Origin of the sequence: Treponema sp. (genome assembly GCF_045657965.1) — a bacterium.
In the GTDB taxonomy this organism is placed as follows: Bacteria; Spirochaetota; Spirochaetia; order Treponematales; family Treponemataceae; genus Treponema_D.
The window spans coordinates 1-21,917 of the sequence record NZ_JAZOUG010000251.1 but is presented as its reverse complement, the minus strand read 5'-3'; the positions used below and the strand labels follow the sequence as shown (position 1 = coordinate 21,917).

General features: G+C 36.7%; 22 protein-coding genes. 12 read left to right on the top strand and 10 right to left on the bottom strand.

Annotated features, from left to right (window positions below):
- Positions 1-139 precede the first annotated feature (139 nt).
- On the top strand, positions 140-1,270 hold the full coding sequence (gene ychF / locus ACKI5B_RS09565) for a redox-regulated ATPase YchF (RefSeq protein ID WP_407428158.1): 1,131 nt from the start codon (positions 140-142) through the stop codon (positions 1,268-1,270).
- Between the two features lie 50 nt (positions 1,271-1,320).
- Here ychF and ACKI5B_RS09560 read toward each other — a convergent pair whose 3' ends face one another.
- Both ACKI5B_RS09560 and ACKI5B_RS09555 read right to left on the bottom strand, forming a co-directional pair.
- On the bottom strand, positions 1,321-2,406 hold the full coding sequence (locus tag ACKI5B_RS09560) for a TRAP transporter substrate-binding protein (RefSeq protein ID WP_407428156.1): 1,086 nt from the start codon (positions 2,404-2,406) through the stop codon (positions 1,321-1,323).
- A 77-nt stretch (positions 2,407-2,483) separates the two neighbouring features.
- A complete protein-coding gene (locus ACKI5B_RS09555; protein ID WP_407428154.1) occupies positions 2,484-3,230 on the bottom strand; it encodes a rhomboid family intramembrane serine protease in 747 nt (248 codons plus the stop codon).
- Positions 3,231-3,268: 38 nt separating this feature from the next.
- Here ACKI5B_RS09555 and ACKI5B_RS09550 point away from each other — a divergent pair, with 38 nt between their 5' ends.
- Positions 3,269-4,600: an ArsB/NhaD family transporter gene (locus tag ACKI5B_RS09550; protein WP_407428152.1), complete on the top strand. Its 1,332-nt coding sequence runs from the start codon at positions 3,269-3,271 to the stop codon at positions 4,598-4,600.
- A 38-nt stretch (positions 4,601-4,638) separates the two neighbouring features.
- Here ACKI5B_RS09550 and ACKI5B_RS09545 read toward each other — a convergent pair whose 3' ends face one another.
- The 3 genes from ACKI5B_RS09545 to ACKI5B_RS09535 all read right to left on the bottom strand — a co-directional run bounded on the left by ACKI5B_RS09545 (position 4,639) and on the right by ACKI5B_RS09535 (position 7,702).
- A complete protein-coding gene (locus ACKI5B_RS09545) occupies positions 4,639-5,031 on the bottom strand; it encodes a hypothetical protein (RefSeq protein WP_407428150.1) in 393 nt (130 codons plus the stop codon).
- Positions 5,032-5,139: 108 nt separating this feature from the next.
- On the bottom strand, positions 5,140-6,354 hold the full coding sequence (locus tag ACKI5B_RS09540; RefSeq protein ID WP_407428148.1) for a hypothetical protein: 1,215 nt from the start codon (positions 6,352-6,354) through the stop codon (positions 5,140-5,142).
- Positions 6,355-6,406: 52 nt separating this feature from the next.
- Positions 6,407-7,702 carry an aminotransferase class I/II-fold pyridoxal phosphate-dependent enzyme gene (locus ACKI5B_RS09535; RefSeq protein ID WP_407428146.1) on the bottom strand — a complete coding sequence of 432 codons (1,296 nt, stop codon included), beginning with the start codon at positions 7,700-7,702 and terminating at the stop codon, positions 6,407-6,409.
- Between the two features lie 112 nt (positions 7,703-7,814).
- Here ACKI5B_RS09535 and ACKI5B_RS09530 point away from each other — a divergent pair, with 112 nt between their 5' ends.
- Genes ACKI5B_RS09530 through ACKI5B_RS09495 form a run of 8 tightly spaced genes read left to right on the top strand, consistent with a single transcriptional unit; the run spans position 7,815 to position 15,777 of the window.
- Entirely contained in the window at positions 7,815-8,819 is a 1,005-nt protein-coding gene (locus ACKI5B_RS09530; protein WP_407428144.1) for an AAA family ATPase, read from the top strand.
- Between the two features lie 20 nt (positions 8,820-8,839).
- A complete protein-coding gene (locus ACKI5B_RS09525) occupies positions 8,840-9,736 on the top strand; it encodes a DUF58 domain-containing protein (RefSeq protein WP_407428142.1) in 897 nt (298 codons plus the stop codon).
- A gap of 3 nt (positions 9,737-9,739) precedes the next feature.
- A complete protein-coding gene (locus tag ACKI5B_RS09520; RefSeq protein WP_407428140.1) occupies positions 9,740-10,771 on the top strand; it encodes a hypothetical protein in 1,032 nt (343 codons plus the stop codon).
- On the top strand, positions 10,768-11,781 hold the full coding sequence (locus ACKI5B_RS09515; protein ID WP_407428138.1) for a VWA domain-containing protein: 1,014 nt from the start codon (positions 10,768-10,770) through the stop codon (positions 11,779-11,781). Before ACKI5B_RS09520 ends, ACKI5B_RS09515 begins: the two co-directional genes overlap by 4 nt.
- A complete protein-coding gene (locus ACKI5B_RS09510; RefSeq protein ID WP_407428136.1) occupies positions 11,781-13,421 on the top strand; it encodes a VWA domain-containing protein in 1,641 nt (546 codons plus the stop codon). Before ACKI5B_RS09515 ends, ACKI5B_RS09510 begins: the two co-directional genes overlap by 1 nt.
- Complete coding sequence (locus tag ACKI5B_RS09505) at positions 13,399-14,526, top strand: hypothetical protein (RefSeq protein ID WP_407428134.1); 1,128 nt, start codon at positions 13,399-13,401, stop codon at positions 14,524-14,526. The genes ACKI5B_RS09510 and ACKI5B_RS09505 overlap by 23 nt, the downstream gene beginning before the upstream one ends.
- Positions 14,527-14,546: 20 nt before the next feature.
- Entirely contained in the window at positions 14,547-15,131 is a 585-nt protein-coding gene (locus ACKI5B_RS09500; protein WP_407428132.1) for a Smr/MutS family protein, read from the top strand.
- Between the two features lie 49 nt (positions 15,132-15,180).
- Entirely contained in the window at positions 15,181-15,777 is a 597-nt protein-coding gene (locus tag ACKI5B_RS09495; RefSeq protein ID WP_407428130.1) for a J domain-containing protein, read from the top strand.
- Here ACKI5B_RS09495 and infA read toward each other — a convergent pair.
- Complete coding sequence (gene infA / locus ACKI5B_RS09490) at positions 15,774-15,995, bottom strand: translation initiation factor IF-1 (RefSeq protein ID WP_184661244.1); 222 nt, start codon at positions 15,993-15,995, stop codon at positions 15,774-15,776. The two genes, ACKI5B_RS09495 and infA, sit on opposite strands and share 4 nt — an antisense overlap.
- Positions 15,996-16,117: 122 nt before the next feature.
- On the opposite strand from infA, the gene ACKI5B_RS09485 reads away from it, so the two are divergent.
- The gene (locus tag ACKI5B_RS09485; protein WP_407428128.1) at positions 16,118-16,474 is read left to right on the top strand and encodes a TraR/DksA family transcriptional regulator; all 357 of its coding nucleotides are present in this window, start codon (positions 16,118-16,120) and stop codon (positions 16,472-16,474) included.
- 26 nt (positions 16,475-16,500) lie between these two features.
- Here the strand turns inward: ACKI5B_RS09485 and ACKI5B_RS09480 are convergent, their stop codons facing one another.
- From ACKI5B_RS09480 to ACKI5B_RS09470, 3 genes are read right to left on the bottom strand one after another with little or no spacing between them, the layout of a single operon-like run.
- Positions 16,501-17,352 (bottom strand): histidinol-phosphatase, encoded by an 852-nt coding sequence (locus ACKI5B_RS09480; protein WP_407428126.1) that lies wholly within the window; start codon positions 17,350-17,352, stop codon positions 16,501-16,503.
- Entirely contained in the window at positions 17,349-19,031 is a 1,683-nt protein-coding gene (locus ACKI5B_RS09475; protein ID WP_407428124.1) for a response regulator, read from the bottom strand. Before ACKI5B_RS09475 ends, ACKI5B_RS09480 begins: the two co-directional genes overlap by 4 nt.
- Complete coding sequence (locus ACKI5B_RS09470) at positions 19,018-20,265, bottom strand: response regulator (RefSeq protein WP_407428122.1); 1,248 nt, start codon at positions 20,263-20,265, stop codon at positions 19,018-19,020. Before ACKI5B_RS09470 ends, ACKI5B_RS09475 begins: the two co-directional genes overlap by 14 nt.
- Before the next feature lie 119 nt (positions 20,266-20,384).
- On the opposite strand from ACKI5B_RS09470, the gene ACKI5B_RS09465 reads away from it, so the two are divergent.
- Positions 20,385-21,011 carry a DJ-1 family glyoxalase III gene (locus ACKI5B_RS09465; protein ID WP_407428120.1) on the top strand — a complete coding sequence of 209 codons (627 nt, stop codon included), beginning with the start codon at positions 20,385-20,387 and terminating at the stop codon, positions 21,009-21,011.
- 95 nt (positions 21,012-21,106) lie between these two features.
- Here the strand turns inward: ACKI5B_RS09465 and ACKI5B_RS09460 are convergent.
- Positions 21,107-21,917 (bottom strand): acetate/propionate family kinase (locus tag ACKI5B_RS09460; RefSeq protein WP_407428118.1); only part of this gene is annotated, 811 nt, incomplete at its 5' end.

The following is a 21,917-nucleotide window of genomic DNA, read 5'->3' as shown; positions in this document are numbered from 1 at the left end:
AGTAATTACAGATAAATCCCGTACTCGTCTGGGTGCGGGATTTTTTTTGTCTTTTTTCTATGATTGTAGCAAGTCGTAATTTATGATAGACTCATAAGGTATTATAGTGCCGATTTATGGCGAATATTGAGGAAATGAAATGAAATTGACTTGTGGTATTGTAGGTCTTCCAAATGTAGGAAAATCTACTATCTTCTCTGCTTTAACAAAATCTCCGGCTCCGGCCGAAAATTACCCTTTCTGTACAATTGATCCAAATGTAGGCGTTGTTGAACTGCCGGATGAGCGCCTTGATTTTATGGCAAGTGTTTTTCAGCCAAAAAAGAAAATAGCTGCCACTGTAGATTTTGTAGACATTGCAGGTCTTATTAAAGGTGCAAGTAAAGGCGAAGGTCTTGGAAACCAGTTTCTTGCAAACATCCGCGAAACTTCTGTAATCGCTCATGTCGTACGCTGTTTTGACAATCCTGACATTCAGCATGTGCGTGAAGATGCTAAAACTGATGCTTCAATCGACCCGGAAAGCGATATTCTTACCATCAACTACGAACTTTGCCAGGCAGATATAGACACAATTACTAAACGGGAAGATAAAGTTACCCGCCAGATTCGTGCAATGGGTAAAGCCGAAGAAAAGAAATTCGCAGGCTACCGAAGCGCTGTCGACAAAATTTTGCCTCTTTTACAGGAAGGAAAATGCGCACGCCAGGCAGACTTAACCGATGAAGAAATGGAAGGAATCTACGACCTTCATCTTCTTACAATCAAGCCTCAGCTTTTTGTCTGCAACATCGATGAAGATACAATTTCTGAAGGAACAAATAAATATGTTGAGCAGGTCAAAAAAATAGCTGCAGAAGAAAAATCTGAAGTAATTGTAATCTGCGGAAAATTTGAAGCAGATCTTGCCGATATCACAGATGAAGCCGATCGAAAAGAATTCATGGACAGCGTTGGCTTAAAAGAAAGCGGACTTTCCGTTCTTGCCAGAGCCGCTTATCACTTAATGGGATTACGCACGTTCTTTACAGGCGGTCCTGATGAATGCCGGGCATGGACAATCCGCGAAGGAGATACTGCTCCAAAAGCAGCAGGTGTAATTCACACAGACTTTGAAAAAGGCTTTATCAAAGCAGAAGTTTATTCCGTCGAAGATTTAAGGCAGTATGGAAGTGAAGCTGAAATTAAAGCACACGGAAAATACCGTCAGGAAGGCAAGGAATATATCGTTCAGGACGGCGACTGTATATTCTTTAAGTTTAACGTTTAAGCCTGTTTTTCCCTGCACTTAAAAAAAGTGCGGGGATTTTTTATTTGTTTTTACCATTTTATCGTTTTGCCAACAATTGCAAGCATATCTATAAGTTCCTGTCTGGTAGCATATCCCTGATCAACATATTTTTTCCAGACACGCTCTGCATAAGGCAAAAATTCTTCTCTTTGAGCAGCTGTAAGTGTTGTAATCTGACAGCCCTTTTCCTGAATATGTTTAATATAGGCATTGTTTTCTTCATCAGTGATACGTGCATTTTCATCCATCATTTTTTTAGCACAAAAACTCAAGATTTCCTGAAACTTCTTTGGAAGTGAATTCCACCAGTTTAAATTAACATACATGAGCTCAGGGAAAAACTGATAATTAATAATCGTACAATACGACTGAACCTCATAAAATTTACTTGAATCAATGAGAGCTAAAGGATTTTCCTGACCAGAGACCTTTCCGACAGCAAGGGCTGAATACAACTCAGTAAAAGGGACGACTGAAGCATAAGCCCCCAGTTCATTTATAAAGTTTACAGTAGCAGTAATTTGCGGAGCACGAATTTTAAGCCCTTTTAAATCAGCAGGCTTTAAAATCGGACGAACACTGTTTGTTATCTGCCTGAACCCTGAATCATCACCAACCGCAAGAACAATCATATTATTGGCTTCGGCAGCACTAAGCATATTTTTTACAAAATCACTGTAACAAAGTTTACGCGCATCGGAAAGAGTATCAGCAATCATTGGAAGACCTAAAAGCATGGATTTCGGGACAAATTCCAGATCTCCCCCGCGAACAGCTTCCAGACGGCCTTCAGAAACAGCAACCGTCATTTCTGTTTCATCACCAATTACACCATTTGAATAGATTTCTATTTTAATTTTACCTTCGGTTTGCTTTTCGACCTGTTCTTTAAAAAGCAGAAGTGAGCGGTGTCTTGGAGATTCATCAGTCTGTGCATGACCTATATGCATAATTATTTTATCATCGGAAGAATCTTCAAAATTGCTGTCTGTTATTGTCTGAATATCATTTTCAGAACTACCCGGTATATTTCCCTGAACTTTTGATGTTTTTTTACAGGAAGAAAAAGATGCTAAGACTAAACAAACTGCCATGCCGTATAAAAATTTTTTCATACTATAGACACCTCTTACTTAGATTATAGCATGGCTTTCTGTAAAAGACAAAAAAATGATTTTTCTTTTTAAGATTTTTATATTTCTAAAGTACCAACAACCGTTGAATCATCTTCTTTTGAAGTATTTTTAAAACGAGGCGAATTATTATCATTTTCATTCAACATTCTCCGTCTTCTTTCCCAGAAACTTTCATTTTTTTGTTCCTGATTAGTTTTCTCTTCTTTTTTAGCAGTTTTTTTAGTTTTTGGGGCAACCATAAATCCAAACATAGATCCGCAAAGTCCGCCTGCAATATGAGCAATGGTTGCAATATTTTCGGATTTAGGACCGTTAATTAATTCCCGACCAAGAAAAATTGCTACAACAAAAATAAACGACAAAGGTATAACATTTTTATCAAGAGTTACAATTGAAGCAAGTATAATCAGCATAAATACAATTCCACTTGCACCAAGCAGCAGGTGCGGTATCAGACAGACATTTATTACACCTGTAACAAAAGCTGTCACCACGAACATAAGAGAGACCATTTTCGAGCCGTACCGTTCTTCCATGAGAGGTCCTAAAAGCAGAATAAAAGAAAGATTTCCTAGCAGGTGATTCCAGTCAGTATGACCCAAAACATGACTAAAAAGTCTGATGTAATCAAGTGCACTTTTATAATTAAATCCGCCTTCACTTCCAATTCTTCCTGGTGCTGTAAAAACAGCCGGAATCAAAGTTCCATGCAGAAAATAATTCATAAAAAGAATAAGGGCACACAAAATTGCAAATGTAAGTGTGACAGGGGCATTATATGTTATTTTTAATTTCTTCTTCATACTAGATTATCGGCAAATAAATCCGATATAATTATTCCATGATTGAATTAAAATGGATAGTTCTTGCTTTAGCTGTTGCAATGTATGCACTTGTTATTGCAAAGCAGGACAAAAAAGTTATTTTTACAACAATAGCAGCTGCTGCTGTTATAATTTTGGGAATTGTTTTTCCAGGGACAATTTTTACAACAGCATCAGAAACTGACGGCAGACTGTACGCTCTGACACACGCGTTTTCAGCTCTTGTAAACTGGAATGTACTGATGATTTATGTTGGCAGCATGACAGTCGCAGCTCTTTTTTTGTACTCAAAAGTTCCTGCAAAAATTGCTGACTGGATTGTACGCGTAAGTCCTTCCACAGGCATTGCAATCGTACTTATTCTTGCAATGACAGGAATTATTTCAATTTTTGTTGAAAATGTCGCAACTGTTCTTGTAATGGCTCCAATAGCACTTTCTCTCTGCAAAAAACTTAATATGAATCCAACAATGTTCATGGTAGGTCTTGCAGTTATGTCAAATCTTGAAGGAACTGCAACACTTGTAGGTGACCCTCCAAGCATGATTTTTGCAAGTTATGCAGGCTATACTTTCAATGACTTCTTTATTCATTCAGGAAAGCTTTCAATTTTCTTTGTTGTACAGACAGGTCTTCTTGCCGGCTGTATTTTCTTTTATGCTGTGTTCAGGAAGCTCCGCGATAAAACCGAGGTCGAGGGTGAACCAATTATTTCTACAGTTCCGGCAATTCTTTTACTTGCCTTAATTTTTGGTCTGGCAGCAATTTCCTTCATTCCGAATGAAATTCCTTTCCTTTCAGGCACGTTTGTTATGATTTTAGGCATTTCAGGCATTCTCTGGTATCTTCTCTCACAGAAAAAAACAGGCTCTGAAACCTGGGAACTTATTAAAGGTCTTGACTGGGAAACAATAGCATTCTTAATCGGAATATTCGTTGTAGTTGGAGCAATCAGTGAAACTGGTCTTTTAAAAGATTTTGCAGATTTCCTTGCAGGTGCAACAGGTGGCAGCAAGTTTATTGGATTTGTGCTTGTTCTTGCGGTATCAATTATAATTTCTGGCTTTGTTGACAATGTTCCATACATTATCGTAATGCTTCCAGTTGCTGGAAACATGGCAGAAAGCATGGGAATTAACCGTGAACTTTTCCTCTTTGCTCTTTTAATAGGCTCATGCCTAGGTGGAAACTTGACTCCATTCGGAGCAAGTGCAAACGTCGTAGCAATGGGAATCGTAAAAAAAGAAGGTTATCCGATGTCATTCGGAAAATGGCTGAAACTTGGAGGTACCTTCACACTCATTACAACCGCAGCTGCTGCACTTGTTTTGTGGCTTCTCTGGGCATAAATAAAAAAATCCCCGGTTTTCAAATGCCGGGGATTAAATTAAACATCTAAACTGAACACGGCTCCAGCCTGAGGGGCTGCCCCTGCCAGTCCATATCCTGTTGCCTGTGCAATCTGTACATTCGTCTGAATTTTACTCTGAGTACTTTGAATAAGCGCATCAAGCTGAGAATCATCCATATTTTCCGGGCTGACATTAACTTTCGGCTGATTTTTCATTGAAATCAACTGGTTCAAAAGCGAATTAAGAATCTGAATTTTTGAAATCGAAACACCCTGCTGATTAGGTTTTGCTGCAACACCGGTTACATGGTCAAAGTGAGCATAAATTACATTTGACTGAGAAACAGGAACATAAAGCTTTCCATGACCACTTGAAACAAGGCCTGAGTAATTATAGCTGCTTGCATTAAGAGAAATTCCGTTAATCATAACTCACCCCCAAGTGATGAAATCCTTGCCAAAATCAAAGCAGGGCTCCCACCCGAACTTTTTATCTAGCTATATTATCGGAATTTACAAAAAGATTATTAGAAAAATTTAGTTAAACTGATTACGCCACAAAATAAGACGCTCGTCAATTGATTTAATAATTGCCGGCTGTTCTGTACTTATAGATTCTGTAATGTAAGGAACAATTACCCTTTCTTTCAGACTTTCCCAGCGGGAAGGAAGAGGAAGCGGAGCTGTAAGGATATCTGCTGCAGGCATTTTTCCTAACAGTGTTTTATAGTAAGCAGGGAAAACCCTTTCATTCACTGTTTTAACTGATGAAAAACCATTACAAATTCCAAAAGTCTGAGTACCAAGTTTCATCTGCATGGCTCTGTCTATTAGATTCTTTTGAGTTGACTCTAAGAAAAACCATTGTATAAACTGATATGCTTTCTCAGTATTTTTTGACTTTTTATATAAACCAAGCATCGTAATTTCATCTTTTACAAAGATTTTTCCGTTTTTTGAAAGCCATTTAAAATCAATACTCTCAAGCTGCTCAGAAGAAATTCCAAAAATATCGTTGCTTGAAGTATATGCAAAAAGACACCTTTCAGAAGCAACCAGTTTATGTTTTGGAGCATAAAGATATTTAAAAGAAAATTCCTGTTCAGATTCTGTATCAGTATTTTTATCTAAAGACCAGTTTTTCAGATATTCAATTGACTGGGAAAGAAGCTCTTTATTCCACTGAAAGACATTTCCCTTATCTGTAAAACCGGCACCTGTCATTTTTGCAACTTCATAAGCAAAATCAGAATCCCAAGAAGGTGCATACCCCATTTTTACATATACATCTTCACTTGATTTCTGATTAAAAACTGCACCTGAATCACGTATTTCATCACAATCAATGAAAACTTTTTCACCGATTAACTTTTCATTTTTACCTGAAAAAATCATTGTCGGAATATTAAAACTTACTGGTATCAGATACTGCCGGCCGCTGATTTTTCCGTATTCCAGAAGAGGCCCATAAATTGTATCAGGATTGATGCCGCGCCGGTTAAAAACTCTATCAAGCGATGCAAAATTCTTTTTACTCCTGGAATTACGCAAAAAAGAACCTATTACAATATCTGGATTTTGTTCATCCTTTACAGGAGGCAGGGAAGCAGCAAGTTTTTCTTTATATACAACAACAGCCTTTGATTTATTCTGGGCTACATTAAAAAATTCGATATATGAAACTATCTCCGGTCTGTCTGTCCAGATTACAACGGGCTTCGAAGAAGAACAGGAAAGAACAGACAGGAGCAAAAAATTAGAAAAGAGAAAAAAATTAAAAAAACGAAAAATATTTTTCAATTTTTTAGTTTTCCGTTTTAAATTGCTCTGCAGTTTCATAAATTGCAGAATAAACCTCATCGATTTTATCAGCTTCAACAGAACTAAAAGCAACTCTCAATGTTGAAGAATCGATTGAGATTGTTCCGATCTGCTTTTCATGCAGAATTTTCTGACGCAAAGCTTCGGCATCACATTTTGTTTTAAAGCTCATGAAATAGCCGGAATTAAATGGCAAAGGTTCAAGTACGCTTGATTTATGCGAATCAACAAATGCACGAACTTTTTTATAACGTCCTTCAAGCACATCTCTGAACACTTTTTTTTCTGCCTCAATTTTAGAATCAGAAAATGCTTTAAGGGAAATTGACTGACTTGGTGTTGAAGAACAGCTTACAGAAGAACGGATAAGTCCCATAAGCTTTTTCTCTAAAGCCAGATACTGTTCAGCAGTTAAAGATTTTCCTGCAAAAGTCAAAAAGCCGCAGCGGAATCCCCATACAAAATCTTCTTTTGTCGGTCCATCGATTTTAACAGCAAGAACATTTTCATGAAGATCTGCAAATTCTGCAAAAAGAGACTGCGGATAAATATCTGATTCGTAATTAAGTCCGAAATAAGCATCATCGTCCCAGACAATAACTTTTGTGCCTTTTTCTGCAATTTCTTTGACAGCCTGAACAATCTGTTTAGCTTCTGCATTTGTCGGTGAATAACCGCTTGGATTTTGAGGAAAATTCAGCAGAACACGCACTGAACCTGATTTAGCTTCGATTGCAAGTGCAGTTTTGAATGAGTTGATGTCAAATCCGCCATTGTGGAACATATTAAATGTATGAAGTTCACCACCACGACGGGTTTCTACGATAAGTGAGTAATTATCCCATGAAGGATTTGCTGCTAAAAGTGGATGTTCTGAATCTACAAAAAGATCAGAAAGATATGAAATACCGGCAGTAAGACCTGGAACTACAACAGGATTTGATGTTGATTTACCGGCAAGCCCTGGATTTTTTTTGAGCATAAGCTCTTTCCATTTTGCACGCAAATCAGGAATACCGGCAGTAGGTGCGTAAGCTACGAGTTCCCCTGAAGAAAGTTCAGGAGCATATTTTTGAACCGAAGGAAGGCTTGCAGGTTTTCCATCGATAATTGTAGTACCAATTGTTGCATTTGCAACTTTGCCAAACTGTTTTGCTTCACCACCCTGAGAAATAATACCACGTGGAAAGAATATTCGTTTTCCTAAATCAGACAAAAGCTCCCCTGCAACTGTTCCGTGGAGAGTGTCGTTCAATTCTTGTGCTAATGGGTTTAACATGATAAGATATTTTATTGATAGAAATATTCAATGTCAATTAAAAATTTGCATAAATATTCATAAATACAGTAAATAATTCAATATTTTTGCATAAAACTGCATGGGTAAAACGATGAACGAAAAATTCACTGAATACAAACAGCTTATTGAACAAATTAAATCTGAAGCGGCAAAAAGAATTGTCGGTCAGAATCAGGTGATAGAAAGTATTTTAACTGCCCTTATTTGTGGCGGACATATTTTACTTGAAGGAGTTCCAGGCTTAGCCAAAACACTGGCAGTAAAGACCTTCGCTGAAATATCCGGACTTGATTTTAAGAGGATTCAATTTACTCCAGATTTACTCCCTGCTGATGTAAGCGGAACTTTAATATACGAACAGACTTCAGGAAAATTTTCTGTCCGAAAAGGACCGGTTTTTACAAATGTTGTTCTTGCCGATGAAATTAACCGCTCTCCAGCAAAAGTACAGTCTGCACTTCTTGAAGCAATGGCAGAAAAACAGGTAACAATCGGTGAACAGACATATTCATTACCATCACCTTTTCTTGTACTTGCTACACAAAATCCAATCGAACAGGAAGGAACTTACAATCTTCCTGAAGCCGAACTTGACCGTTTTTTACTCAAAGTAATCGTACCCTACCCGACTACTCAGGAAGAAATTGCAATTGTAAAAACTGTCGGAAAAGCAAATGAAATTCCTGTTTCAAAAATTCTTTCAGCTGAAAAACTTTCTGAGATGCAGAATCTCCTTCAAAATGTAAATTGTGATGAAAAACTGATTGAGTACATTGTTTCAATAACAGCTGCTACCCGGCCGGCTACTGAAAAGAAACAGTCTTCTAAAATTTCCGTACGGACTATACAAAAAAAAGACGACATTTCAAGATATATTTCATTCGGCGCTTCTCCGCGTGCGGGAATTGCACTTCTCCAGTGTGCAAAAGCAAAAGCGCTTTTTAATGGCCGTGATTTTGTTCTTCCGGAAGATATTAAAGAAGCTGCCCCTGCAGTCCTCAGACACAGAATCGTGCTTTCCTATGAAGCAGCAGCAGACAATGTTTCCAGCGACAACCTGATCCAAAAAATTCTGGAAATCATTCCACTTCCATAGCTAGAGTCAGCAACACATAAATGTCACAAATCTTAAATACCGACAGACTTTCAAAAAGAGCAGATTCTCTACGGTTAACTGCAATTTCACTTGCTGAAGATATACGGCAGGGAAGTTTTAAATCGCTTTATCGTGGTCAGGGAATCGAATTCAGTGATGTCCGGGAATACCAGCCTTTTGATAATGTACGGGCAATCGACTGGAATGTTACTGCCAGAATGGGCCGTACCTTTATAAAACAATACGAAGAAGACAAAGAACTTTCTATTCTTTTAATTGTAGACTGTTCCCGATCCATGGAAACAGCATTCCAGAATAACTCAAAACTTTCTTCTGCAATTGAAAGTGCAGCTCTTCTGCTTCTGGCAGGTGAACATAATCAGTCTTCAATAGGAGCAGTTTTTTTTGATGGAAAGATTCTGTTTTCCTGTGAAGCAAAAAGTGGCCGAAAAAATGCCATGGTTATTCTTTCAAAACTCGATAAGATAGAAAAACGGAGTGAAGAAGAAAAATCAGACGGCTCTGTTCTGCCAAACGCTCTTAAAGGTGCACTAAAAATACTGAAAAAACGCTCGCTGGTTTTTGTAATTTCAGATTTTCGTACCGTAAACTGGGAAAAGCCTTTTGCACATCTTTCACAAAAACATGATGTAATATCAATAAAAATAACTGATAATTCAGATTATGAACTTCCAAAAATCGGTACAGTGCCCTTTTACGATGCGGAAACAAAAAAATTGAGTATTTTTCCAACTTTTTCAAAGAGATTTAAATCTCAGTGGCTTAGAGAAAATCTGCAGAAAACTGACCAGTGGAAAGAATTCTGCTTAAAGCATGGAGCAAACCCTGTTCTATTAGACACAAGTGAAGACTGTGCACTTGTTTTATCAAGATTTTTTGCTCAAAAAAGGCGGTAAATTTTGAAAAGCAGCAAATACAGACTCTTTTTTTTAGTATTCCCGGTTTTAGTTTTTTCAGTTTTTAAATCTCCTGCAGAAAATCTTCAGATTGTTCTGCCAAAAATTATTTATATCGGTGATACTGTTGAAATCCGCTACATTTTCCATTCAGAAGCCAAACTTTTTGGAGATGAATTTCAAAATCCAACTGCAAAATTAAATCTCAGAACTGATTTTCCTGCTTTTCTTGAAAAAGAAACAGATTTTTCGCTGATTTCTGCAAATCTTGAAAAAATTAATTCCGAATACACTTTCTCTATTACGCTTATTCCATGGAAAACAGGTTTTATTTCATTTCAGCCTTTAAATCTGGTTTCACTGGTAACTTTTTCGCAGAAAAAAGAAAATGCTTCTTTCTTGCCGCCGTTTTTAATATCACTTTCTCCTATAGAGGTTAATTCCATCGTAAAAAAAACCGGAGCAACATCTTTCAGACCTTTACATCCGCCGTTAGTCATCCCTGGAACAACTACCCTATTAATAATTCTGGCAGTATTATTCATAGTTTTGTTTTCGATATTGTTATTTGCACTTCTTCACATGCCGCAAATTTCCCGCTTTATCGGAAATTTAACATATCTGTATTCTCTCAAAAAAAATTCCAGAAAATCAATAAAAAAACTAATTAAACTCAAAAAAAATCAGGAAAATTACACATCTGACAAAAATTTTGCCTCTGAGATTCAGCATATTTTACGTGATTTTCTAAACAACCGCTTTTCACAGAATTTTTCTTCAATGACTACTCAAAACCTCTATTCACTTTTTACAGATTTTTCCGGAGGCAGTTTAACCGTCCACCAGCAAAACACAATAGAATCTTTAATTTCAATTTTTACAAGACTTGATTACATAAGATTTGCCAGAAACGCAGCCTTTCTTACTGCCGGCTGCAATAATGGTATAAGTGAAAGGCTCTCCATTTGCGAATCTTCCATAAAGCTTATTGAAGATTTTGATGCGGACGAAGAAAGTCAGGAGGAAGATTTATGATTTATTTTGAAAACCCGGGTGCTTTTTTTCTGATTCTTGTAATTCCTTTTTTTTATGTTTTAAAACACCTCGGTCTTTTTGCAAAACTTTCTTTTCCCTTAACAATTTCAGACTGGAACGGAAAATCTTTTGTTTACAAAGATTTATTTTTAAACATAGCAAATATTATTTCAGAACTTCTTTCGATAGCTGCTTTTATTTTTGCCGTCATAGCATTAGCTAATCCGATAATCCGCAGTCAGGAAAAAATATACACATCGCGTGGAACTGACATTCTTTTTGTCTTAGATACAAGTCCTTCTATGGCGTGCCGTGACATTTCGCTTATTAACGGAAATATTACAAGACTTGAAGCCGCAAAGATGGGGATAAAAACTCTGATATCCTCAGAAAAAGGAGCTTCTTATGCCCTGGTTGCAATGGCAAGTGAAGCAGCATGTATTGTTCCGCCTACAAATGACATCGATTTTTTTGAAAAACAGCTTGAATCAATCACCATAGGAAATTTTGGCGAAGGAACTGCGATAGGACTGGGATTAACAACAGCAATATATCATCTTGCTGCAAGTAAGGCACCAAAAAAATGTATTGTACTGATTACAGACGGTGAAAACAATGCTGGATCAATACACCCTGAAACAGCCGCTATGCTTGCAAATGAAAATGATATTTCCTTATACGCACTTGGAATTGGAACTAAAGGCTCTGTTCCTGTCGAATATATAGATCCAAAAACAGGTAAAATTCATTCAGGTTTTTATGAATCTGATTTTAACACCGCTCCTCTGGAAGAAATTGCCTCAATTGCTTCAGGCAAATATTTCGGAATTGAATCACTTTCTGCACTGTCTTCTTCTCTTACAGAAATTTCTCATCGCGAAGACAGTTTTCAGACATTTCATTACCGTTCTTCAGACAAAAATTATTACAGTGTTTTCCTGATGATTTCAGTAATCATATTTGTATCACTCTGGATTGTCCGCAGGTTATTTCTTTCGGAGGTTTTGTAATGCCCTTTTTAATAGAACGAAGCAAATATCTTTTTCTTATTCTGCTGTTAATTCCTTCAATTATTTTTATTTATCTCAGATGTAAAAAAATTCTTCGTTCCCTGAAAAATTCCTTTTCTCCGAAAGAAAACAAATCCTTTTTCAGGGAACTTAAATTTGCCCTTTTTTCAAGAACATTATTCAGAAGCCTTGCGTGGATTTTTGCAGTTTTTGCCCTTTCAGAAATTTCTTTTGGCACTCAGAAAATTCCTGTTCATAAAACAGGCAGTAATATCACATTTGTTTTCGACATTTCATATTCAATGCTTGCAAATGATTGTCCTCAAAATTTAAGCAGACTTGAAGCAACCAAAATTTACAGCTCTGAACTATTAAACAAATTAAACTCCTCATCTTTTTCGGCAGTTCTTGCAAAAGGCGATGGCTTTACAGTAATTCCGGAAACAGAAGATTCACTTTTAATGCAGAATCTGATTGAAAATCTTTCTCCAAATCTTATAACCTCAAAAGGAAGTTCACTTGGAAAAGGAATTGAAACTGCCATAAATTCGATTCCAGAAAATTCCTTAAAAAATCAGTACATCTGGCTTTTCACAGATGGTGAAGAAACAGACGGTAGATTCGAAAAATCTCTTGAAATGGCCGCAAATTCTGGAATTCCTGTAACAATAATCGGATTCGGCTCAGAAAAAGAAACAGAAATATTGACTGGTGACGGAAAAGACCGGGTAAAAACGGCTCTCCGATCAAAAAACTTAAAAAACATAATAGAGAACATAAACACCCGTAATTATGCTAAAATAAATTCAAATCTAAAATCACAAATCAGATTTATTGACAGTCTTGAAAAAGGCAGTGCATGGAAACTTTTAAATGAAGTAAAATCTATTTCAACAGAAAGCGAAAATACTCTTTCTTATGAAATAAAAACTGTAAACAGACATTCTCTGCTTATTTTTACCGCAATAATGTTTTTAATTTTATCATTTGTAACATCTCAATTAAATATTTCCAGAATCAAAAAGTTCAGAAAAGTACTTTCGGCATCACTTATATTAACATCAATCTTTTTGACAAGTTCATGTTCTTCACAAAAAAAACAAATTCTTGAAGGAACATGGTCATGGTATGAAGCAAAGTACACCCAATCAACATCAAAGTTTTTAAATTCTGTTAATCAGGTAAAAAATGATTCAATTGAACATGACTATGCTGTCTTTAATCTTGGCACAACTTATCTTTCTATGAATGAATTAGATTCTTCCTTTGACAGACTTAATCAAATCAATATTGATGGCAAAAATATCGATGCAAAATTAAAAAGCGCTGCATTTTATAACATGGGAATAATATGTGAACAGAAAAATGATTATTCAAAAGCTTCAGAATTTTTTAAAAAGTCAGTTTTAGCTGATTCAAAGAATCTAAACGCCCGAATAAATTTAGAATTATGCGAACGTGAACTTATGCAAAAACAATCAAAAGCTGGAGAAAGCCAGATGACAAATGTGAATGAAGAAAAGCAGAACAATTCCAGCTTAAAAAACGAATTATTCAACTTGATTCATGAAAATGAAGATAGAAAATGGCGTAATATGCAGCAGCAGGGAGCCGGAAATGAAGAAACACTCGATTATTAAAATATTTTTTATACACATCTTTCTTTGCATTCCGGGATTTCAGATTTCCGCACAGACTTTAAAACCTCAGACGGAGCTTTTTTTTACACAGGCGGAAAACTGCTATTCTTTAAAACTTACAGGTGTTGAACCTTCAGCAATACAAATGGAACTTCCAGAACTTCCTTCTGGAACCAGGTTTATATCTTCAAAAAAAGAAGAGTTTATCTCAGAAAATAATGATCACGGAACTTTAATTACAATCTGGTTTAATTTTGCCTACCCGGGTCTTACGCAGCTGCATCCTCTTTTAACACGGATAAACGGCAGATTAAGATATTTTGAATTCGAACAGGTAATGGTTCATGAAAATCCAGCTTTAATTTCTCCTGTACTGGAAGTAAGTTTTGAAAATATTCAGAATATACAAACTGACAAAAAAAAGTCAAAGAAAATTATTAATGTAAAAAAAGGGGAAAAAATCATATTTGATCTTTCAACCCGTTACTCCGTACAGATTTTAAATTTCAGCTGGGAAATTCCAAAAGATTCTATTTTTACGGAAAAACAGAGATTTGACTTCACCAGCGGAAATGAAAAAATTACACAGTTTACAGAAAAACCAATTCCTCTTTCCAGATTTGAATGGCAGATTTTAAAAGACGGAACCTTTACACTTCCAGAATTTTCTGTCACAGCAATTGCCTACAATGGTTCTAAAAAAGCGCTGAAATTAACTCAAAATATTGAGATTCATGTTTCTGACGAAATAAATAAAAAAACAAATAACGATTTTTATAAAATCGATAATATTTTTTCTTCATCATTTGAACCTGATAAAAACGAATCGTCTGTTGAAAAGAATCAAAATAATTTAACAGAACCTGATTATGAAAAAATGGCACTAAAAGAAAAACTTACTTTCTGGCAGAAACTTACCGGTAAAAAATACGCCGTTTTCAAAGGAGGTCTGGTTTATACCATTCCTGAAGAAAAATCCGGCGGTCAGTTTTTTACAGGGGGACCAAAAATAAAAATAACAGAAACGGCAGGAAACTGGATTTTTATTGAAGGAAAAGAATTTTCCGGCTGGACACAAAGCATTAATTTAATAAAAATAAAATAACTATAAAAACGAGGAAAACTATGGATTTTGCTGATATTCTTAACAGCTGGGATAATTTACAGAAAGAACAAAAAAGGGCTGCACGCGAAAAATCAAAAGTACCGCAGATATCTCATAAAATGGCAAATGCACCAACTCCTGAAGAAAAAGCAGCAAGAAAACTTGCAAAGCTTCGGGCAGAAGGCAGGCTTTTTGAAGAACAGATGAAAATCGACGCACAGAAAACAATCAATCCTATGGAACTCTGGCTCAGACGTTATGGTGTAACAGACAAAGACAAAGCTGCTTCAGAGTATGAAGAAAGAGCAAAAATGGAAAACCGCGAATATCTCCGGACAATGAGACCTGAGGCAAAAATTGATCTGCATGGACTTACACGGGATGAAGCATGGACAAAGCTGACTTCTTTTGTTAATGACTGTATTCGAAGGGGCCTGAAAAAAATCCTTATAATTCATGGAAAAGGTAATCATTCAAACGGAAGCGACAGTATATTAGGTCCAATGGTTCGAACATTTATCGAACAGAATAAAAATCTGGGCTCTTCAGGCCATCCTGATAAAAGCATGGGCGGCAACGGAGCTACATGGGTTATTATAAAATAACAGTTTTTTTTCTTGTATCTTTAAAGATTTATCGGTATTTTTATTAGTAATGGAAGATTTATACAAAGTACTTGGCATACAAAAAACAGCAACTCAAAGCGAAATAAAATCAGCTTATCGTAAGCTTGCCGTCAAATATCATCCCGACAAAAATCCGGGAGATAAGGCAGCCGAAGAAAAATTCAAAAAAATTACCGCCGCTTATGATGTTTTAAGTGATGAAACAAAACGCCGCCAGTACGACTCTTACAGAAATACTTCAGATTATGCCTCGCATACTTCGTCAAATCCATACGGAAACTACGGCTGGAACAATAACGGAAGCTGGCAGCAGAACTGGAACAGAAACACATGGAACACAGAAACTCAGGACGATTTTAACGATGCCTTTAACCAGTGGTTCAATTATTCACGCAATAATCAGAATCAAAACACATACTATTACTACAACAATAGGCAAAACGAACCAAAGACGAAATCAGAAAGCATCGTCTTTATAATACAAAAGCTGGCTATTCTGATGATAGGAGTATGGTCTTTTAAAATTTCATGGATGCTTATCCCCTTCGGCCCAATTTTAAGTATTGTTGCCGTAACTCACGGCTTTATGGGCGTAGTAAGGGGACTTAAAAAACTGATTTCTTAACGTTCGCGGAAAATAATACGGCCGCGATTTAAATCATACGGCGAAAGAGCAACTTTTACGCTGTCGCCCGGTACGATTTTAATATAATGTTTTCGCATTTTACCTGACAAATGCGCCATAACCACATGTCCGCCGTTTTTAAGTTCAACACGGAACTGAGTGTTTGGCAAAGCTTCCTTTACAATGCCTTCAACTTCAATCGCTTCTTCTTTAGCCACGATTCCTCCAAAAAAAATAAAAAAATCTTAAAAAAATTTAAAAGTTTTTCTTGTCTTTTAAAGATTTCTACCTTATTATTATCTAATAATAAAAAAAATTGTCAACATGGGAGAAGACAACTATGGAACAAGCATTCATCGACAAAATGCAGACAGCTCTTTTGGAGCAGAAAGAACAAATCTTAAAATCTTTAGCAGACAAACATTCTGAATATAAAAAGATGGTCGAAAGCGGTGAACCTGGAGACGAAGTTGATATTGCTTCTGATGTAATCGACGGAGCATTGCTTGAATCACTCGGTGCACAGGATGCAAACCGCCTCACAATGATTAACAATGCACTCGACCGTATTCAGCAGGGAAAATATGGTATCTGTTTAAAATGCCATAAAGAAATCCCGGTTGAGCGCCTTGAAGCAATTCCTTATGCCTTCATGTGTATTTCATGCCAGAGCGAAAACGAAAGACGAAACAGATAAGCTTTTATCGTCTTTGTAAAAAAAATTTACAGCGGACAGAATTTATAGCCGGCTTTATCGATATCATAAATGATTTCGCTATAGCCGGCTTTTTTTGCCATTTCAATTGAGTTTTCAAAATTACAGTCAAGATTTTCTGCAGAATGTGAATCAGAAGTAACAGCAACAGGCACCTTGTATTCATGCAGTAATTCCAGAAAATATTCACCAGGATAAGGCTTGGTAAGCCAGTTCCGGCTGATTGCTCCGCTGTTTATTTCTGTAGCTCCTCCCCACTTTGCCACTGTTTTTGCCATTTCTTTGAGTTCTGTTCTATACCAGCTTTCATTTTCATCAAAAAGAGGAAACTTTTCATTAAACTTTCTGACTAAATCAGGATGACCTAAAAGAGCAAAATCACCTTTTTCAAGCATTTCTTTTTGAAGTGTAAAATAATCACAGACTGCATTACGGACATTTCCAGAATAATATTTTTTTATTCCATCAGCCCAGATTTCCGGAGTATTATCAACTCCAAAATTTCCGCTCCTGTTAAAAATATAATGTACTGAGCCAATAAGATAATCAGGAGAAAACTCAGCATAATTTTCCATTCCGGGAAGGCTGATTCCGGGAATAAAATCAACTTCAAAAGCCAGCCTCAAAGTAATCTGCTGTTCATACTTTTTTTGAAGACGGCGGATTTCTTCACAATATGAAGAAAAATTTTCCGGCTTCATATAGGTTTCGTTATAGTATGGATACATGCTGTGAGAAGTAAAGCCAAGAATTTTTATTCCCTTTTTGATGGCAGAAAGAACGTTTTCTTCGATTGTGTTTTTTCCATCGCAAAAGGTTGAATGTGTGTGCAGATTAGATTTTATGTAAGTTCCGCTCATTTTTTTTCATTTCCTGTGTTTTCAACAAAGAATTCATTACCGATATTAAAGAGATTAATCTGCTCAAAGGAAATTGTTTTCATAACTTCCTTCCATTTTTCAATCATGTCACGAAGATTTTCACTTTTAAATGGTTTTACAAGAATATCATTTATGCCGATGCGCTTATATTCAGCAAAGTCATTTGTATCATTATTCGCTGTACATGCAATAATAATTTCGTTGTAATGCATTGAACGAAGTTCCTTTGTAGTTTCGATACCATTTTTTTTAGGCATATAAATATCCATAAAAACCATACTGATTTCAGGATTCTGTTTTATAATTTCAAGTGCTTCTTCACCGTTTTCTGCAAGATATACATCCGCTCCAAACCGCTTTAAGAAGGTTTCAAGTAATTTGCTGTTCATCGGGTGATCTTCAGCAACAAGAATTTTTAATCCTTCTGCTACTTTTTTATCCGGGACTTTTTTAACAGGAACAAGTTCTTCAACTTCAGACGAATTATCATTCTGCATATCTTCATTTCCAAGAAGTTCTGGTCCTGAAAACTCTTCTGATAGCAGGGAAACAAGCATGTCTTTTTTAACCGGCTTATAAAGATAACCTTTATAAAGCTCAAGGAATTTCATTTTTGCATCTTCTTTCATCTGACCTTCAGGTACAAGAAGATACAAAGAAATTTTAGACTTTATTTTGGGAGAATTTACAAGATTAAAAGCGATGTGCCATCCGTCAATTCCGCCCGGCATAATCATATCTACAAACACAATTTTAAACTGATTATGCTCTTCTTCCGCTTCGACAATTTTTTTTCTGAAAGCGTTATCACTTAAAGCAATTTCTACATTTTTGAAGCCAAGCTGTTTTAATTTTTCTTTGAGGCTTAAGGCTGCAAGTTCATTATCATCAGCAATAAGGATTCTGTAATCTTCAGGATTATTGCAGAGTTTGATTTTAGGTGATTTTTCAATTGCAACAGGAAGCGGAACCGTAAACCAGAAAATAGAACCGCCGGACGGATTTGATTTTACACCAATTTTACCGTTCATAAGGTTTATGAGATTTTTACTGATTGAAAGTCCTAATCCGGTTCCTCCAAAAAGTCTGTATGTTGAAATATCAGCCTGAAAATAATCGGTAAAAAGCTTTTTCTGTTTATCTGCGCTTATTCCGATTCCAGAATCAGTAACTGTAAATCTAATGCCTTCACTTCTGGAATAATCAAGTTCAACATGAACATATCCGGAATTTGTAAATTTAACGGCATTGCTTATGAGGTTAATCATAACCTGTCTGATTCTCATTGAATCGCCAACAACCATAGCCGGCACTTTTGATGAAATATCTAGAACAAGCTCAACACCACGGTTAAACGATTTTACACTTTCTGAATCAACTACATGTTCAGTAACATAAGCTATATCAAATGGAATAATTTCAAGTTTAAACTCTTTTTGATTAATTTTTGATAAATCCAGAATGTTATTTGCTAATTCAAGAAGGCTTTCTGCACTGAAATGAATCTGCCTGATGTATTCTGTCTGTTCTTTATCAAGTGAAGTACCTTCCATGAGTTCAACTGCACCAATGATGGTCTGAATAGGCGTACGGATTTCATGAAGTGTATTTGCAAGAAAACGGGTTGTGTCGTTTAATTCTGCCTTAATGTTTTGCATTTAAAATTTCCAGTGCTTTTTTAACGATTACTTCACTTGGCTGGGGTTTAATAAGATAGCTTGATGCACCAAGAGTAAGCGATTGCATTATAACCTCTTTTTGCACGATTTGTGAATAAATTATAACTGGAAGATTAATATGTTTTTCAACAAGAATTTTTAATAAATCAAGTCCTGTATATTCCGGCATAAACATACCGATTACAGCTAAATCAAATTCAGCACTTCCTAATTTTTCTACAAAAGCACGGCTTGAAGGGAAAATTGTAACTTCTGCTCCAATAGCCTGAAAAGCTGTATTCATAAATTTGAGGACACCAGGATCAGAATCAACAACAACAATTCTGAGTTTTGCACTGGATAAATCCCCGCTTTCACCTGAAGTTCCTGTATCGGAAGAAAATTTTAAATCCAGAGTACCAAAATCTTCGTTATCTGATGAAGTCAAAATCTTATCCATGATGACTTCCTGAACAGAAAATGCTGAAGTACCTTCAACAAGGGAATTAAGCACAGAAGAAAGATTTGAAACAACTTCTATCCCTTCAAAAACTGCATGTCCGCTTATAAATTCTTTAACAAAACTATCTAATGAGAGGATTTTTACATTGCGTTTTAAAATTCTATGATCTGATGTAAGATTATTCAGCAGAAGCTCAAGATTGTAACCGTCAACAAAACTCAACTGTAAATCACTCATCATAAGAATAATTTTAGGAGCAGTAAGCTTGTTTGCTTCGATAATTTCAGAAAGACGATATTTTAAAAGTGTAATTTTTTCACGGTTAAGCCCGGCTGCAATTTCAACAAAAATAATATCGTTATTGGCATGAACATCAAGAACACAGGGGGTATTATCAATTGAAAGCGGAGAACGCAAAATCCGGCCGATTGAGTCAAAAAAGACGTCAAATTTTATAGGCTTGGCAAAATACTTTACAACGCCATACTGCACATATTCAGAAATTTCATCATGAGAAATTGTAGGACCGCACATTATGACGGGAATCTTTTTACCGTTTGGATCCTGCTGTTTTTTTTGAATAAAGTCCTGAATGTTTTCAAATGATGACTCGATATTAATGATTACTAAATCAGGTAGAATCGAAAGGAATTTTGTGAGAGCGTCCCTGTGCCCGTCTGCAACATCGAAAGAAATTTTTTCAGCGACAAGCTTTTCTTTGAGAAATTCCCTTAGCATTGGTGGTGCATCAACAACAAGAACACTTTTCATAATATCTAAAGAATACAATATATATAATTAGATTTCAATTAAACTTCGTTTAAAATCTCCAAAAAATCTAATTTTATTCTGTTCATTTTCGTGTTAGAATAAAGGAAAGGAGATTTTATATGTCACAAGTTGCAGTTTTTTTGGCTCCGGGTTTTGAAGAAATCGAAGCCCTTACAGTCGTTGACTATCTGAGACGGGCAAATGTCGAAGTCCTAACAGTTTCCGTTCCAGAAGATGGAGCAGAAGTTTTTACAGAAAAAGTTACAGGAAGCCATAAAATCACAGTAATTGCAGATATACATTTAAAAGATTTTATTGAAAAGATGAATGGTGAAGAACCTGATGCAATCTATTTTCCTGGCGGAATGCCGGGAGCAAGCAATCTTGCCGCAAACCAGTATCTTTTTCAGCTGCTTACAAAAATGGACAGAAAAGGCAAAATTGTTTCAGCAATGTGCGCTTCGCCTGCAGTTGTTCTAGCTAAGGCTGGAATTCTTTCAAACAGAAAATGGACATGCTACCCGGGAATGGAAAATAATCTTGCTGAGTACTGCGGAACTGAGGACTGGGCAAAAGAAGCAATGGAAAATTCGCGCCACATAAAAGATGTGCCTTTTGTTTTAGACAATAACGTTTTGACGGGAAGGGGACCGGGAACAGCCGAGCAGTTTGCAATGAAGCTGGTAGAACTTTTAACCGACAGTGAAACTGCAAAACGTATCCACGACGGAAGCTGCCAGAGATAAAATGGACATCCGTGTCCTGACGAGTTTTTGCAAAAGCAAAAACTCGCGGTCAACTGGCTTTATGCCACCTCCATGTGGCACTCAGTCAGATTAATCTACGGTCTTACAATGATTGACTCAAGTTCAGGGTGCTTCTCAAGCTCTTTCTTGAGGCCTTCTTCCCGGGCCTTGTTGCGGTAGCTTGGGTCCTGGAAAGAGTATGTGAAGTTTGTGTGAACATCGTAAGTGCCCTGCATGATTGCAAAAGCGTCTTCTGTCATTACAAGCTCTTCGTCTGTAGGAATTACGAAAACTTTTACTTTTGAATCGTCTGCAGAGATGCAGGTTTCAGCGTTTCCTGTGTTTGCAAGAGCGTTCTTTTTAGGATCGATTTTAACGCCCATCCATTCAAGACCTTCAAGAGCCTTTCCACGGATAAGTGCTGAGTGCTCGCCAACACCTGCTGTGTAAACGATAGCGTCTACAGGGCCGATTGCAGCCATGTAAGCACCGAAGTATTTTTTGAGGCGGTAACATTCCATATCAACTGCAAGCTGGCAGTCTGCATCGCCTTTTTCTGCAGCTTCTGCAACGTCGCGGCGGTCAGCTGATTTTCCTGTAAGACCGAGAAGACCAGATTTTTTGTTCATTGCTGTGTCCATTTCTGCAGGAGTCATGCCGGTTTTGCGCATGATGTAGAATGGAAGAGCCGGGTCCATGTCGCCTGAACGGGTTCCCATTACGAGCCCTTCGAGCGGTGTGATACCCATTGATGTGTCATAGCACTGACCGTTCTTGACAGCACACATTGAAGCACCGTTACCCACATGGGCGATAATAACGTTTGTGTCTTTAGGAGCTTTGTGCAAAAGAACTGAAGCACGTTTTGCTGTGTAAAGGAATGAAGTTCCGTGGAAACCATAGCGA